Source organism: Duganella alba, assembly GCF_009674495.1.
Lineage (GTDB): Bacteria > Pseudomonadota > Gammaproteobacteria > Burkholderiales > Burkholderiaceae_D > Rugamonas > Rugamonas alba.
Genome location: NZ_WKJN01000014.1, coordinates 36,235 through 49,648, shown reverse-complemented (window position 1 = coordinate 49,648; position 13,414 = coordinate 36,235). Strand labels below are relative to the sequence as shown.

Annotated in this window: 11 protein-coding genes; 6 read left to right on the top strand and 5 right to left on the bottom strand. The window is 64.2% G+C overall.

Annotated elements, in window-relative coordinates; genetic code table 11:
• Positions 1-83 precede the first annotated feature (83 nt).
• Entirely contained in the window at positions 84-1,961 is a 1,878-nt protein-coding gene (locus GJ695_RS30140; RefSeq protein WP_229260508.1) for an exo-alpha-sialidase, read from the bottom strand.
• Positions 1,961-3,400, bottom strand: a complete 1,440-nt coding sequence (locus tag GJ695_RS30135; RefSeq protein ID WP_229260509.1) for a GDSL-type esterase/lipase family protein — start codon at positions 3,398-3,400, stop codon at positions 1,961-1,963. Before GJ695_RS30135 ends, GJ695_RS30140 begins: the two co-directional genes overlap by 1 nt.
• A 123-nt stretch (positions 3,401-3,523) precedes the next feature.
• On the opposite strand from GJ695_RS30135, the gene GJ695_RS15445 reads away from it, so the two are divergent.
• Positions 3,524-3,943: a hypothetical protein gene (locus GJ695_RS15445; protein WP_154366191.1), complete on the top strand. Its 420-nt coding sequence runs from the start codon at positions 3,524-3,526 to the stop codon at positions 3,941-3,943.
• Here GJ695_RS15445 and GJ695_RS15440 read toward each other — a convergent pair.
• The 3 genes from GJ695_RS15440 to GJ695_RS15430 all read right to left on the bottom strand — a co-directional run bounded on the left by GJ695_RS15440 (position 3,930) and on the right by GJ695_RS15430 (position 9,121).
• Positions 3,930-5,555: a glycoside hydrolase family 43 protein gene (locus tag GJ695_RS15440; protein ID WP_154366190.1), complete on the bottom strand. Its 1,626-nt coding sequence runs from the start codon at positions 5,553-5,555 to the stop codon at positions 3,930-3,932. The two genes, GJ695_RS15445 and GJ695_RS15440, sit on opposite strands and share 14 nt — an antisense overlap.
• Positions 5,552-6,748, bottom strand: coding sequence for an MFS transporter (locus GJ695_RS15435; RefSeq protein WP_229261292.1), 1,197 nt, complete (start codon positions 6,746-6,748; stop codon positions 5,552-5,554). Before GJ695_RS15435 ends, GJ695_RS15440 begins: the two co-directional genes overlap by 4 nt.
• Before the next feature lie 108 nt (positions 6,749-6,856).
• On the bottom strand, positions 6,857-9,121 hold the full coding sequence (locus GJ695_RS15430) for an ATP-binding protein (protein WP_154366186.1): 2,265 nt from the start codon (positions 9,119-9,121) through the stop codon (positions 6,857-6,859).
• 210 nt (positions 9,122-9,331) lie between these two features.
• Between GJ695_RS15430 and GJ695_RS15425 the strand changes: the two genes are divergently transcribed.
• From GJ695_RS15425 to GJ695_RS15405, 5 genes are read left to right on the top strand one after another with little or no spacing between them, the layout of a single operon-like run.
• Positions 9,332-9,892 carry a peroxiredoxin gene (locus GJ695_RS15425; protein ID WP_154366184.1) on the top strand — a complete coding sequence of 187 codons (561 nt, stop codon included), beginning with the start codon at positions 9,332-9,334 and terminating at the stop codon, positions 9,890-9,892.
• Between the two features lie 34 nt (positions 9,893-9,926).
• On the top strand, positions 9,927-11,150 hold the full coding sequence (locus GJ695_RS15420) for a protein-disulfide reductase DsbD family protein (RefSeq protein ID WP_154366182.1): 1,224 nt from the start codon (positions 9,927-9,929) through the stop codon (positions 11,148-11,150).
• Positions 11,151-11,174: 24 nt separating this feature from the next.
• Positions 11,175-11,759: a sigma-70 family RNA polymerase sigma factor gene (locus GJ695_RS15415; protein ID WP_208023410.1), complete on the top strand. Its 585-nt coding sequence runs from the start codon at positions 11,175-11,177 to the stop codon at positions 11,757-11,759.
• The gene (locus GJ695_RS15410; protein WP_154366180.1) at positions 11,752-12,390 is read left to right on the top strand and encodes an LTA synthase family protein; all 639 of its coding nucleotides are present in this window, start codon (positions 11,752-11,754) and stop codon (positions 12,388-12,390) included. The genes GJ695_RS15415 and GJ695_RS15410 overlap by 8 nt, the downstream gene beginning before the upstream one ends.
• 48 nt (positions 12,391-12,438) lie before the next feature.
• Positions 12,439-13,371: a sensor domain-containing diguanylate cyclase gene (locus GJ695_RS15405; protein ID WP_154366178.1), complete on the top strand. Its 933-nt coding sequence runs from the start codon at positions 12,439-12,441 to the stop codon at positions 13,369-13,371.
• Positions 13,372-13,414 lie beyond the last annotated feature (43 nt).

Sequence of the window (13,414 nt, the reverse complement as noted above, 5' to 3'; positions counted from 1 at the left end):
TAATACTACAGGCCGTCCGAACGGCGGAGATATGAAAAATTTCGCATCATCCATAACGAAATTGACTAAATTCCTAAAAGAAATTACGTTTTCGGCTTGCCGAACACGATACCGCGCCCCGCCGTGCTCATATACACCACGCCAAAGGTGTTCATGTCACCGGCCACAAACTGGGCATCGCCGGGGCCGCCGTACTGATGTTGGTCGTCATTAATCCGCAACCATGTGGCGCCGATGTCGGTGGAGCGGTATACGCCGCGCACGCCGTCGACCTCGCCCCAGATATAAACAGTGGGATAATTCGCGCCCGGCGCGGCCTTGCCGAAGCCGACCGCCGCCGTGTAGCCGACGCCAGGAATGCCGGTGAAACTGGCGCCGGAATCGGTGGAACGGGCCAGGCCGCCGTCATACAGCGCCACCCAGACGTCGCCTTCCCGGCCCGGCGCCGCGCGCACGGTCTTCGATCCGCGCGGCGACGCCAGCCTGGCGGCCGGCGCGAAACTGGCGCCGCCGTCGGTGCTGACCAGCATGCGATCGCCCGCCAGCGCGTAGAACTTGTGCGGATTGAGCGGATCGGCCACCGCGCGGCCACGCTCGGTATTCAAACCCTTGACCTCGTTCCAGCTTCCGCCCTCATCGGCCGAGCGGTAGCAGATGGTCGATTTTTCCGGGCAGTGGACGATGACCTTGCCGTCCGCGCTCAGGGCCACCTGCCCCTGCTTGCCGTTCATGGCGGCGGTTTTGCGCCAGCTGACGCCCATGTCGTGCGACACATACATGGCGCTGCCGGCGCGCACCACCACATTCGGACTGGCGGCGGCATAGTCCAGGCCCCACGTCGTGCCCATGGTCGGCGTGTGGATCGGTGCGTACTGCGTCACGTCGGTGTGACGGAAGCCGTCGTAATCACCGATCGCCGAAATGACCGGGCCGCCGGGAATGCTGACCAGGTTCAGCGGCACGGATTCCTCCAGGCCCCTGTCTTCGAACTTCCACACCGGCCTGGCCACATGGATGTCGGTGGAGACAAACACGCCATTGCCGGAGACGGCCATCAACCGCTTGCTGTCGAACGGATCGAACTCGATGCTGGCGGTCCAGTGAATGAAGCTGCCGGCGATCCAGCTGACGCCGTTGGCATCGATCTGCACGCCGTTGGCGACGATGCTGTGCCAGCTCTTGCCGCCGTCCGTCGTTTCATAGAACTGGTCGCCAATGCCGCCGCGCATGTCGTAGTGCGAGATGGTGGACACCACCATGCGCTGCGGATCGTGCTGATCGACGGTGATGCCGGCGTAGGCGGCGTTCAGCGGCGGCGAGATGTCGGTCCACTTGCCGCTGGCGATGTCGTACTGCCACACGCCGCCCTCTTCCAGCCCTTCGCCGATCTTCTTGTCCGCGTGCGGACCGGCGCCCAGCGCGAAGGTGACCACCAGTTTGCCATCGGCGACCACGGCGCGGTGCGGCATCAGCTTCTGCGGACCGCCTGTCATGGCGCTGAAGGTCTTGCCGCCATCGGACGACACATACATATTTTCGCCAAAGCGCGAGACGCCGACAAACAGCTTGCCACCGTCCAGCAGCACCAGGCTGATGCCGTTCTTGTTGGTGGTCGTCGTGACGTCCAGGCCATCCAGGCGGTGCCAGCTCAGGCCCTCGTCGGTGCTCTTGAACAGGCCGTTGGCGCGGGTGCCAACGTACAGGATCTTGCCGTCGCGCGGATCGACTTGCAGCTTCTCGCCGTTGCCGCGTCCCATGCCGTTGCCGTGTACCTTGAACTGGCTGGTGACGTCGATGCGCTGGAACGTCTGTCCGTAATCGCTGGACTTGAGCACCGCGCTGGCGCCGCCGTTCAGGTAGGCGATGCCGGCGGTCATGTAGAGCTTGTTGGGCGCCGATGGATCGAGCGCCAGCGATTCGATGCCGAGCAGGCCGGTGTCCTTATCGGACACCCAGTCCATCAGCGGAATCCAGCGTTTTTTTTTGCGTCCCAGCGGTAGGCGCCGCCGACATCGGTGCGGGCGTAGACCAGCCCTGGCTCGGTCTTGCTGGTGACCAGGCCGGAGACGAAACCGCTGCCGCCGATGGAGACGTTATCCCAGGCGTATTGCGCTGCGTTCGGCAGCAGCTTGTTCAGCGTCGGCGCCATGGCCTTGGCCCAGATTTCGTAGCCTTTCTCATTCGGATGCAGCAGGTCCGGCATGATGTCGCGCGACAGCGTGCCGTCCGCTTGCAGGAAGGACTTGCCGATATCGAGGAAGAACACCTTCTGGTTGTCGGCAAAGCCGGCGATGATGGCGTTGACCTTCTCGTTAATCTGGCGCAGTTTGTCGTCCGGCTTTTCGCCGCGCGGGAAGATCGCCAGCAGCAGGATCCTGGTGTCGGGCAGACGCTTTTGCAGCTCGTCGATATTGCGCTTGATGCCGATGGCGGTGGTCTTCGGATCTTCCTGGCGGTGGCCGGTGTTGTTGGTGCCGAACATCAGTACCGCGACTTTCGGCGCCAGGCCGTCCACTTCGCCGTGCAGCAGGCGCCACAGGACATTTTCGGTACGGTCGCCGCCGAAGCCGAGGTCCAGCGCGTTCAGCGGTTTGTAGACACGGTTCCACACCGGCAGGCCATCTTTTTCCCAATTGTGGGTGATGGAGTCGCCGATGAAGACCACCTGCGCGCTCTTGCCGACCTGTTTGGCCTCGGCCAGCTTGTCCTCATGGCGCTTGGTCCACCAGTCGACCGACCAGGATTCATTCAGTTTGTCCGGCGTGACGGAGACGGTTTTGTAGTCGGGGCAGCTGACGTTGGGTTTGCCGCTGGCTTGGTACTTGACGTTGGCGACCGACACCTTGCCGGTGCCGCTACCATCCAGCGCGAACGGCTGGGTGACGGCGCTGAAGTCGTCGCCCTCGCGATAGAAGCAGCTCATCGAGAACACCAGGTGCTGCCAGCCCTTGCCGGCCATGGCGCGCGCCGGCACCAGGTATGGCACGCTGCGCTCGCAATCCTCGCCGCAGCGCAGCTTGAAGGTGATGCCGCCATTCGACAGTTCCTGCACATTGACGTCCAGCGCCAGCACGCCCTTGGCCAGATACGGACGCAGATCGACCGGCTTGCCGCCATCCACCCGCAGGCTGGCGTACCAGGCCTTGTTGAAATCCAGCGTCAGCGCGTCGTCCTTTTTGCCCTTGGTGGATTTGGCGACGGTGACCACGCTTTCCGGCACCTTGACCTGGCGTGAAATCTCGACCTTGTCGCCTTCCAGCGTCTTGTTGGTTTCAAAGTCGGAGACCTGGATGTGCCACGAGTCCAGCGGACGGCTGGCGTACACATTCAACTCATTCGGCGCGGCCGCGAAGGCGGACGATGACAGCACAGCCAGGGCTGCGGCAAGGCGGATGTTCATGGGATGTCTCACGTATTTTTATGCGCACCATTGTGCTGCCACCAGCCGCGCACGGCAATTACGAAAATCACCAACTGGCACAACAATATTGAACTTGTTTCTTTGCTTACGGTCTAACCTTGCATGAGTCAGCCAAACAACGCCGAAGAAACGCCAATAGCCGTCCTCGAAGCGAGGATGGATGGTCGCATATCATCCATGGAGGCAACATTCTCCAGTTTCGTCAAGCTGATGGATGAACGACAGAAGATCTCGGACGCAAGATTCGACCGGATCGAGGCCATGCTCACAGAAATGCGCGCCAACATCGCCAGCCTGCGCACCACCATCGTCGTGACCGGCATTAGCAGCGTGCTGGCCGCAGTCCTTGGCATCTCTGCATTTAACGCTGCGCTCTACTCCAATATGTTGGCGGCCCTGACCGCCGGCAAGGAAATGGTGGCAATACAGGCGGAAGTGAAAAAGCAGGCCGAGCAAACCGCAGTGCTCATCAAAAATATGCAGGCGCAACAGGAGAAAAAAAAGCCGCCTACTTCGGATTAACGCAATACGGCCGCTCGCGATATTCGAAGTAATCAAAGTCCGCATGCAACGCCGTGCCCGCCATATCCTGGCAAGCCACGCCGACAAACGCGCCGGTGAAGTTGGGCATGCCCGGCGCATTGGCCTCGTCCGACAGAATGCTGGCGTCAAACTGCTGCGGCAACCACTGCCAGTCGCCATCGCCGAGCCGATACGCAAACAACAGCCGCTCCTCGTCCACCTCCACGCGCAGCTGCACCGGCACGCCCGGCGGCAACGCAATCGGCGCGGTAAAAGTATCGGTCTGCAAATGATTCGGCAAACTGCTCATCACCCGAACATGCCTGCCCAGCACCTCATCATGCGAAATGTACAGATAGTGGAACTTGGACGCGTTGTAGTAACAAACCAGCCCAGCCTGCTGCTGATAATGCTCCGGCTCAAACTCCACCACCGTCGACGCGCTGTAGCAATGCGATTGCTGCCGACGCGCCACCAACGCCTGCCGGAACTGGCTGCCCATGCTCTCCCGCCCGTACAAGCGCAAATGCCCCGGCCGCGCAGTCAGACTGAACAGCTCCTCCGGCCACGGCGAGCGCAACCACTGAAACGCAACCGGCAACTCGGGCACATCGAAATCCTCCCGCACCGGCAACGCCGCAAAGCGATGCTCCGGCAAGCCCGGCGTCGCAGCCGCCAGCTCCGGCGTGCCCAGCCCGTCCACGGTGCGCAGCCAGCCATCCTCACCCCACACCATCGGCTGTATCGCCGTCTCGCGCCCCAGCGTGCAGGTGCCGCGATTGCGCAACGGCCGCCCGCACAGATAGACCATATACGTCTGCCCATCCTGCGTCTCCACCAGATCCGCATGGCCCGCGCGCTGCAACGCCAGATCCGGCCGATGCCGCGAACTGAGTATGGTCTGATCCGGATGCAATTCATATGGCCCGTTCAGATTGCGCGAACGCGCCATCGTCACACCATGATTCCAGCCAGTGCCACCCTCGGCCGTGAGCAGATAGTAGTAGCCGTTGCGCTTGTACAGATGCGGCGCTTCCGTCAGCCCATGCGCCGTCCCCTTGAAGATATTCTCGCGCTTGCCGATCAGCCGCCCTTCCGCATACTCCTGCGCCACAATGCCATTGAACCGGTTGCTGCCCGGCCGGTGATCCCACAACTGATTCAGCACATACTTGCGGCCGTCATCATCATGGAACAGCGACGGATCGAAGCCGCTGCTGTTGAGATACGCCGGCTCCGACCACGGCCCCTCGATGCTCGGACTGGTCACCAGATAATTATGAAAATCGCGCAAGGAAGCACTGCCCGTCGCGCCGCCGGTCGACGTGCGGCCATAGCGCTTGACGTCGGTATAGACCAGCCAGAACAAGCCATCCGCATACGTCAGGCAAGGCGCCCACACGCCGCAGGAATCCGGCGCACCCAGCATGTTCAACTGGCTCGCGCGCGTCAGCGGACGGGTCAGCAAACGCCAGTTCACCAGATCGCGCGAATGGTGGATCTGCACGCCCGGATACCACTCGAAGGTGGACGTGGCGATGTAGTAATCGTCGCCCACGCGCACGATGGACGGATCGGGATTAAAGCCCGGCAGGACAGGATTCTGAATCATGAAGTTTTCTCTCGTACCAAAGTCCACAGCAACAGCGCCGCCACCAGATCCAGCACCGCCAGGCTGACGAAGAACGGCGTATAGCCCACGCTGGCCATCAGCCCGCCGATCAGCAGCGAAAACAGCAGCAGCCCGAAATTGCCGAACGTGCCGCACATGCCCGCCACCGTCGCCACCTCATTGCGGCGGAACAGATCGGACGACATGGTGATGACGGTGACCGACAAGGTCTGGTGGGCAAAGCCGGCCAGGCTGAGCAACGCGATCGCCGCATAAGGACTCTGCACGAAGCCGACAAACGCCACGCCCATCATCATGCATGCGCCAAGCGTGAACGCACCACGCCGCGCATTAATCAAGCGCACGCCGCGCCTCTGCAAGGCCAGCACCACCATCGGCCCGAACAGGCAGCCAAGGTCGGCGGCGAGGAACGGCAGCCAGGCAAACATGGCGATCTGCGCCAGATCGAAATGCCGCACGGTGGTCAGGTACAGCGGCACCCAGAACGACAGCGTGCCCCATGCCGGATCGGCCAGGAAGCGCGGCAGCGCAATGCCCCAGAAATTGCGCATCCTGAGAATGCTGAGGATGGAAGGCCGGCCCTCGCCCTGCAGATGCTGCTCCTGACCGGCCGCGATATGCTGCGCCTCCTCGGCGGACAGGCGGCGATGCCGCGCCGGCGCGTCGTACAGCAGCAGCCACGCCGCCACCCAGACCAGCCCCAGCGCGCCGGTGATCACGAACGCGGACTGCCAGTTGTAATGCAGGATCGCCCACACCACCAGCGGCGGCGCCAGCATCGAGCCGAACGATGCGCCGATATTGAAGATGCCGCCCGCCATGCCACGCTCCTTGGCCGGGAACCATTCCGACACCGCCTTCATGCCGGCCGGATTGGCCGAGCCTTCCGCCAGCCCCAGCATGCCGCGCAGCACCGCCAGCATCTGCCAGTTGGTGGCCAGGCCGTGCGCCATGCAGACGAACGACCAGGCCGTCGCAAACAGGGCGAAGCCGAATTTAAGGCCGATCACATCCAGCACGTAACCGCACAGCGGCTGCAGCATGATCGCGCCCTGGAAGGCGGCGGTAATGTACGAGTATTCCCTGGTGCTGATACCCAGTTCCGTCAGCAGCGTCGGCGCGGCGACCGCCAGCGTGCTGCGGGTCAGGTAGTTGATCACGGCTCCCAGCATGATCAACCCTATCATCCACCAGCGTAGTCCCTTGATTTTCATGGTTGCGCAATCATTATGGCGGGACCGCAAAGATAGCACACTACCAGCGGCAGTCAAACTTTATGATTACGACAACTGTGGCGTACCGCCGCCCATCTCGGCCAAAGCCTCCGCCAGCTCCTGGCGCAGCGCCTCAAGGTGAGGCCTGATCGCTTCCAACTCGCCGGCGTCAGCCAGCTTTTCGATCTGCGCGCAGCGCGCGTGCAGCGTGTCGACGCCGAGATAGGCGGCGCCGCCCATCAGGCTGTGCGCGGCCAATGCGATCATCATGGCGTCCTCGTTATCGAGTCCCAGCGCCGCCACCGCCAGCAGGCGCGGCCCTTCGATCATGAAGGCGGCGCGCATGGCGTGGTGCAGCTTGTCTTCCAGCTCCGGTCGCTGCGCGTCGGACGCCTGCAGTTCGGCCACATCGAACATCACATCCAGTTCCGCCAGCGTCGGCGCCACCGCGGAGCGCTGCTCGCTGACCAGCGGCCTGCCCTGCGCCAGGATGACCTCGATCTGGCGCGCGATCTCCGCGTGCAGATCATGTTCATCGATCGGCTTGGCCAGGAAACCGTTGGCGCCGGCCGCCAGGAAGCGCTGCCGTTCCTCCGGTGTTGCGTTCGCCGTCAGCGCGATCACCGGCACGGAAGGATCGCGTACATTGTCCAGCCCTGCGCGCAGGTGCTGCACGGCGGCGATGCCGTCCATGCGCGGCATGCGGCCGTCCATGATCACCAGGTCGTAATCGCGCGCAGCCAGGGCCTCCAGCGCCAGCACGCCATCCTCGGCGATGGTGACGGTGTGGCCCATGATGCCCAGCAGTTCGCGCAGAATGATCTGGTTGGTGCTGCCATCTTCCGCGCACAGCACGCTCAGGCGCGCGGCATGCGGATGGCGTACTTCCGTCTCGCGCCGGGCCACCGGCACGCCGCGTTCGAGCGGCAAGTACACGCGGAACATGCTGCCGACGCCGACTTCGCTGCTGGCCTCGATACGTCCGCCCATGGCGGCAACGATATTCTTGCAGATGGCCAGGCCCAGGCCGGCGCCGCCGTATTTGCGCGAGGTCGCCGCATCGGCCTGCTCGAACTTCTGGAACAGCCGGCCCAGCGCCTCGGCCTCGATACCGATGCCGGTGTCGCGCACGGTGATGACGATGCCCTGTTCCGCCTGCGCCGCCACCGTGACGCGCACCTCGCCACGCTCGGTGAACTTGATGCCGTTGCCGACCAGGTTGACCACCACTTGCCGCAGCCGCGTCGGATCGCCGCGCCACCACAGCGGCAGCGCCGGATCGACGACAGAGATCAGCGAAATGCCCTTGGCGCCGGCGCGGTCGCCCAGCAGGCTGGCCACATCGTTCATCAAGGCCGGCAGGTCGAAGTCCAATACCTCCAGCGGCATCTTGCCCGCTTCCAGTCGGGAGAAGTCGAGGATGTCGTTAATGATTTGCAGCAGCACCTCGGCGTTGCTCAGACTCAGGCGCAACTTGTTTCGCGTGTTGGACGTCAGCGCCGCATCCTTCAGCGATGAGCGCAGCATGCCGATCACGCCGCCCAGCGGCGTGCGCACCTCGTGGCTGATCATGGCCAGGAAATCGCTCTTCAGCTGATTCGACACTTCCGCCGCGCGCTGCGCCGCCAGCGACTCGGCATAGCGCTCCTGCGACGCCCGCAAGTCCGCCTCGCGCGCATGCAGCGTGACGATCTGCGCTTCCAGCGTCTGGCGGTAGCGCTGTTCATTCTCCAGGCTGCGCGCATGCGTGGCGCGCTGACGCGCCAGCGCGCCGTCCAGCCCGTGCAGCAGATAGGTGCAGGACACCGTCAGCACAGCGGAGACAAACAGGAAATTGACGCTCAGGATGGACCAGTGCGCCAGCGAGCCGGCCAGCACCACGGCCATGCCCGGCTCAATGCCGCCGACGTAGCCGGCCAGGAACAACGTGGCGCTGCACCACAGCAGCGCCAGCGTCGCGGCGCGACTGCCGATCAGCACCGTGCACAGCACCGGCACCGCCAGCAGGTAAATCTGCGACACCGGCCCAAGCGAGCACAACAGAACGACCGCGATCAGGTAAGCGATGCCCAGCAAGCCGAGCGCCCGCCAGCGGTACGCCAGTTCGCGCCGGTAGTGGAGCACGCCGACACCGGTCAGCGCGACCACGTCGGTCGCCACCAGCGGCCAGTGGCCCGCGAGCGCGCCGCCCCACATGCTGGGCAGGATGATCAGCACGCCCAGCCAGAAGGAAACGGCACACAAGCCATTCAGCAGGCGGACGCGCCACCCCTGCAGATCCTGGTCGCCCTGCCCTGGCGACGCCAGGCGCAGGTCCAGGGCTGCGCGCAAGGCACGTACCGGTTGGCTGTCTATCAAAACGGACTCACTGAAGAGAGGGTTGCAATTAGCGCATGATTTTACTACTTTCTTCCGGCTGAGCCGCCGAATTCCGCGCGTAACTTTTTTTATGATTGACCGCAACTTTCGTCCGCTGTCCGGCGAACTGGCAGGTATGCCCCTCAACCGAGGAGCCAACCACCATCACCAACGGAGATCACCATGACACGATTCGCGACCTTTCTGGGCAAAGCGGTAACCTCAACCGTACTGGCGCTGTCGGCCGTCACCGCCATGGCGGCACTGCCCCAAGGCGCGAAGGCGCCCGATTTCCAGCTGGACGCCGCGCTGGCCGGCAAGCCGATGAGCTTCTCGCTGGCCAAGGCGCTGCGCCAGGGACCGGTCGTGCTGTACTTCTTCCCTGCCGCCTTCACCCAGGGCTGCACGCTGGAAGCGCACGCCTTCGCCGAAGCCACGGACGACTTCAAGAAAATGAACGCCACGGTGATTGGCGTAACGGCCGGTAACGCCGAGCGCGTCGCCGAGTTCTCGAAACTGGAATGCCGCGACAAGTTTGCCGTCGCCGCCGATCCGGGCGCCAAGGTCGCGGCCGAGTACAAGACGCAATTCCAGACCAAGGACGGCAAGATGCTGTCCGACCGCACCTCGTTCGTCATCGCGCCGGACGGCAAGATCCTGTTGAGCTACACGGATGGCAATCCGGAACTGCACATCCAGAAAACCATGGACGCCGTCAAAGCATGGCACGCGGCAAACAAATGAAGAATGCAGTCTTGAGCCGTAACGGGAGCGGCACATGCTGACCCTGCTCGCCGGCGCCTTCCTCGGCGGGCTGATCCTTAACCTGATGCCCTGCGTCTTCCCGGTGATTTCGCTGAAGGCGTTCGGCCTCATCCGCCACAGCCAGGACCGGCGCGCGGCACGGATGGAGGGACTGGGATTCCTCGTTGGCGTGGTGGTCACCATGCTGCTGCTGGGCGCCGCGCTGCTGGCGGCGCGTGCCGGTGGTTCCGCTGTTGGCTGGGGCTTCCAGCTGCAATCGCCGGCCCTGATCGCGGCGCTGGCCCTGATCATGCTCGCCCTGGCGCTGAACATGATGGGCGTGTTCGAGATCGGCCTGGCAGCGCAGCGCATCGGCGGCATGGCCGGCCCGCGCAGCGGACCGCTGGGCGCGGCGCTGACCGGCGCGCTGTCGATCATCGTCGCCACGCCGTGCACCGCGCCATTCATGGCCGGCGCGGTCGGCGCGGCGCTGCTGCGTCCACCTGCCGAAGGCATGGCCATCTTCCTGGCGCTGGCGCTCGGCTTTGCCGCGCCGTTCACCACGGTTGCGCTGGTGCCGGCATGCGCACGCTTGCTGCCCAAGCCGGGCGCCTGGATGGCGGTGCTGAAACACGTGCTGGCGTTTCCGATGCTGGCCGCCGCCGCGTGGCTGGCGTGGGTGCTGGACCAGCAGGCAGGTTCCAACGCACTGGGAACGCTGCTGGCGGCCTCGGTGGTGCTGGCGTTTGCCGCCTGGCTCTACGGCGTGGCGCAGCGGCGCCAGCTGTCCGGACTGGGTTACCGGCCGCAATTGGCGTTTGCCCTGCTGCTGGTTGTCGGCATGGCGCTGCCCCTGGCAAACCTGCCACGGACCAGCGAGCGCGACACCGCGACCGCGTCGGTCAAGCCGGGCACCTGGACGCCGGCCGCGGTGGCAGCGCAGCGCGGGCACGGCAAACCCATCTTCGTCAATTTCACCGCATCCTGGTGCATCACCTGCCAGGTGAATGACAAGGCGGCGTTATCCGTCAGCACGGTAAAAGCCGCGATGGCGCAGACCGAAACAATTTACATGGTCGCCGACTCAACCAAATATAATCCGGAGATTGACCAGGCCATCAACGAGTTCGGTCGAGGCGGGCTGCCGGTGTACGTGGTCTATCCGGCCGACGGCGGCGAACCTGTGCTCCTGCCCCAGCTGCTCAGTCCGGACATCGTGATCTCTGCTTTGGAGAAGGCCTCGCACAAACGCTCCTGACACCACATCAACCGGAAAGCAGATTTGAGAGATACGCCGCCATCCGAGAACGACACCGCCAGCGCCGCGTGGCCGCTGCTGATGGTGCGCGCTCAGGATGGCGACCAGCTCGCCTATGCCCGGTTGCTGAAGGCCATCGTACCCGCCGTGCGCGGACTGGTGCGGCGGAAAATTCGCCAGGACGAGGCGCTGGTGGAAGACGTGGTACAGGACGTGCTAATGGCCGTGCACCGCGTCCGCCACACCTATGACCCGAGCCGGCCGTTCTTGCCGTGGCTGTCCGCCATCGCCTCGGCCCGCGCGATTGACGCCCTGCGCGCGCGCGGCCGCCGCGAATGCTGGGAAGTGATCGATGAGGAAGCCGTGTTCGAGCATGCGGACGAATCCATCGCCCAAGGGCATGAGCAGCTGGCCATCCAGCAGCAGGTGGGCAGCCTGTTGAGCCGCCTGCCCGAACGGCAGCGCAACATGGTGGAGATGGTGCACCTGTCCGAAATGAGCCTTGCCGACGCGGCAACCGCCAGCAGGATGACCTTGTCGGCGGTGAAATCCGTCCTGCATCGCGCCCTGACCACGCTACGCCGAGATAGAAATACCGACTATGACTAATCACGACGCCCTGATAGAACAGCTTGCCAGCCAGGCCCATCCGGTCAAACGCACCGCCCCTGCCTGGCCGCGCGCGGCCGGCCTGATGCTGCTGGCCCTGCCGAGCGGATTGCTGGCCTCGCTGCTGATGGATCGCGGCACGGCGGACTGGTCGCATCCCGGCGCGCTGTGGGCGGGCCTGTGGATGCTGGTCTCGTTTTGCCTGGGCGCGCTGGCGATCAAGACCGCCTTCGCCCTGAGCATCGCAGGACACCGCATTACCCACCGGCGCTGGCTGATCGCCCTGTCCGTCGCCTGGCTGCTGGTCGGACTGATCGATGCCACGCTGTCGCCGGACCCGGTGGGCCAGCTCGGCGACGGCCAATACTGCTACACCTTCATGCTGCTGGCCGGTGCGCCCATGGTCGTGCTGGTGGTGGCCGCCCTACGCCGCACGCGCGCGCTGCATCCGGCGCGCAGCTTGGCCATCGCCGGCGTGGGCGTGGCGGCCATGACGCAGATCCTGCTGGGATTCTGCCACCCGGTCGCCGGCGAGTTGGTCGACCTGATGATGCACCTGGCCGCCGCCATCACCCTGGTCGGCGTCACGGTGCTTGGCGGACGGCACTGGATCAAAATATCAACGCCGTAGTCACTCCGTGGCAGAATCATGCCCTTTCCGCCTTTTCCGTCTGCCCCAATGACCTCCTCGCCTCCCGACGCCAGCGTTTATCGCACCCTGCTTGAATCCACCCGCGCCATTCCCTGGCAGATCGACTGGGCCACGATGCAATTCACCTACATCGGTCCGCAAATCGAAGAACTGCTGGGCTGGAAGCAATCCAGCTGGCTGTCCGTGAACGACTGGGCCGAGCGCATCCACGAGGAAGACCGCCAGAAGACCGTCGACTTCTGCGTCGCCCAGTCGCAAAGCGGCGTGGACCACGAGGCCGATTACCGTGCGCTGACCAACGACGGCGACTATGTCTGGATCCGTGACGTGGTGCACGTGGTGCGCAACGCAGACGGCAGTGTTGCATCGCTGGTCGGCTTCATGTTCGACATCACCGCGCGCAAGCAGGCCGAAGACAAAATCCTGCAACTCCAGCGCGAACTGGAAGTGCTGTCCTACCGCGACAGCCTGACCGGCGTGGCCAACCGCCGCATGTTCGACACCCTGTACCCGGTCGAATGGGCCAAGGCGCGCGCCACGGGCGAGCCGCTGTCGCTGGTGGTGATCGATATCGACTACTTCAAGCAATACAACGACCACTACGGCCATGTACAGGGCGACGAATGCCTGCGCCGCGTGGCCCAGTCGCTGGACACCGGCGCGTCGCGCTCGCGCGACCTGTGCGCCCGCTTCGGCGGCGAGGAGTTCGTTCTGCTGCTGCCGGCCACGGACGAAGCCGCCGCCCGCAACGTCGCCGAGCGCTGCCGCAAGCTGCTGGCGCAGAAGGAAATCCCGCACGCCCGCTCCGGCGTCGGCCGCCAGATCACCACCAGCATGGGCGTCGGCACCATCGTGCCCGGCTCGCAGGATGATCCGAGCGTGTTCCTGGACCGCATCGACCGTCGTCTCTACCAGGCCAAGTCCGCCGGCCGCGACCGGATCTGCGACACGGAAACGTGATTGTCGATATTGGGGCGTGTCGTTCGTCTATATTGAACAGACG

Coding starts and splice junctions, on each gene's coding strand:
- GJ695_RS30140 (WP_229260508.1), bottom strand. CDS start 1,961: ATGGACTGGGTGTCCGATAAGGACACCGGCCTGCTCGGCATCGAATCG.
- GJ695_RS30135 (WP_229260509.1), bottom strand. CDS start 3,400: ATGAACATCCGCCTTGCCGCAGCCCTGGCTGTGCTGTCATCGTCCGCC.
- GJ695_RS15445 (WP_154366191.1), top strand. CDS start 3,524: ATGAGTCAGCCAAACAACGCCGAAGAAACGCCAATAGCCGTCCTCGAA.
- GJ695_RS15440 (WP_154366190.1), bottom strand. CDS start 5,555: ATGATTCAGAATCCTGTCCTGCCGGGCTTTAATCCCGATCCGTCCATC.
- GJ695_RS15435 (WP_229261292.1), bottom strand. CDS start 6,748: ATGCTGGGAGCCGTGATCAACTACCTGACCCGCAGCACGCTGGCGGTC.
- GJ695_RS15425 (WP_154366184.1), top strand. CDS start 9,332: ATGACACGATTCGCGACCTTTCTGGGCAAAGCGGTAACCTCAACCGTA.
- GJ695_RS15420 (WP_154366182.1), top strand. CDS start 9,927: ATGCTGACCCTGCTCGCCGGCGCCTTCCTCGGCGGGCTGATCCTTAAC.
- GJ695_RS15410 (WP_154366180.1), top strand. CDS start 11,752: ATGACTAATCACGACGCCCTGATAGAACAGCTTGCCAGCCAGGCCCAT.
- GJ695_RS15405 (WP_154366178.1), top strand. CDS start 12,439: ATGACCTCCTCGCCTCCCGACGCCAGCGTTTATCGCACCCTGCTTGAA.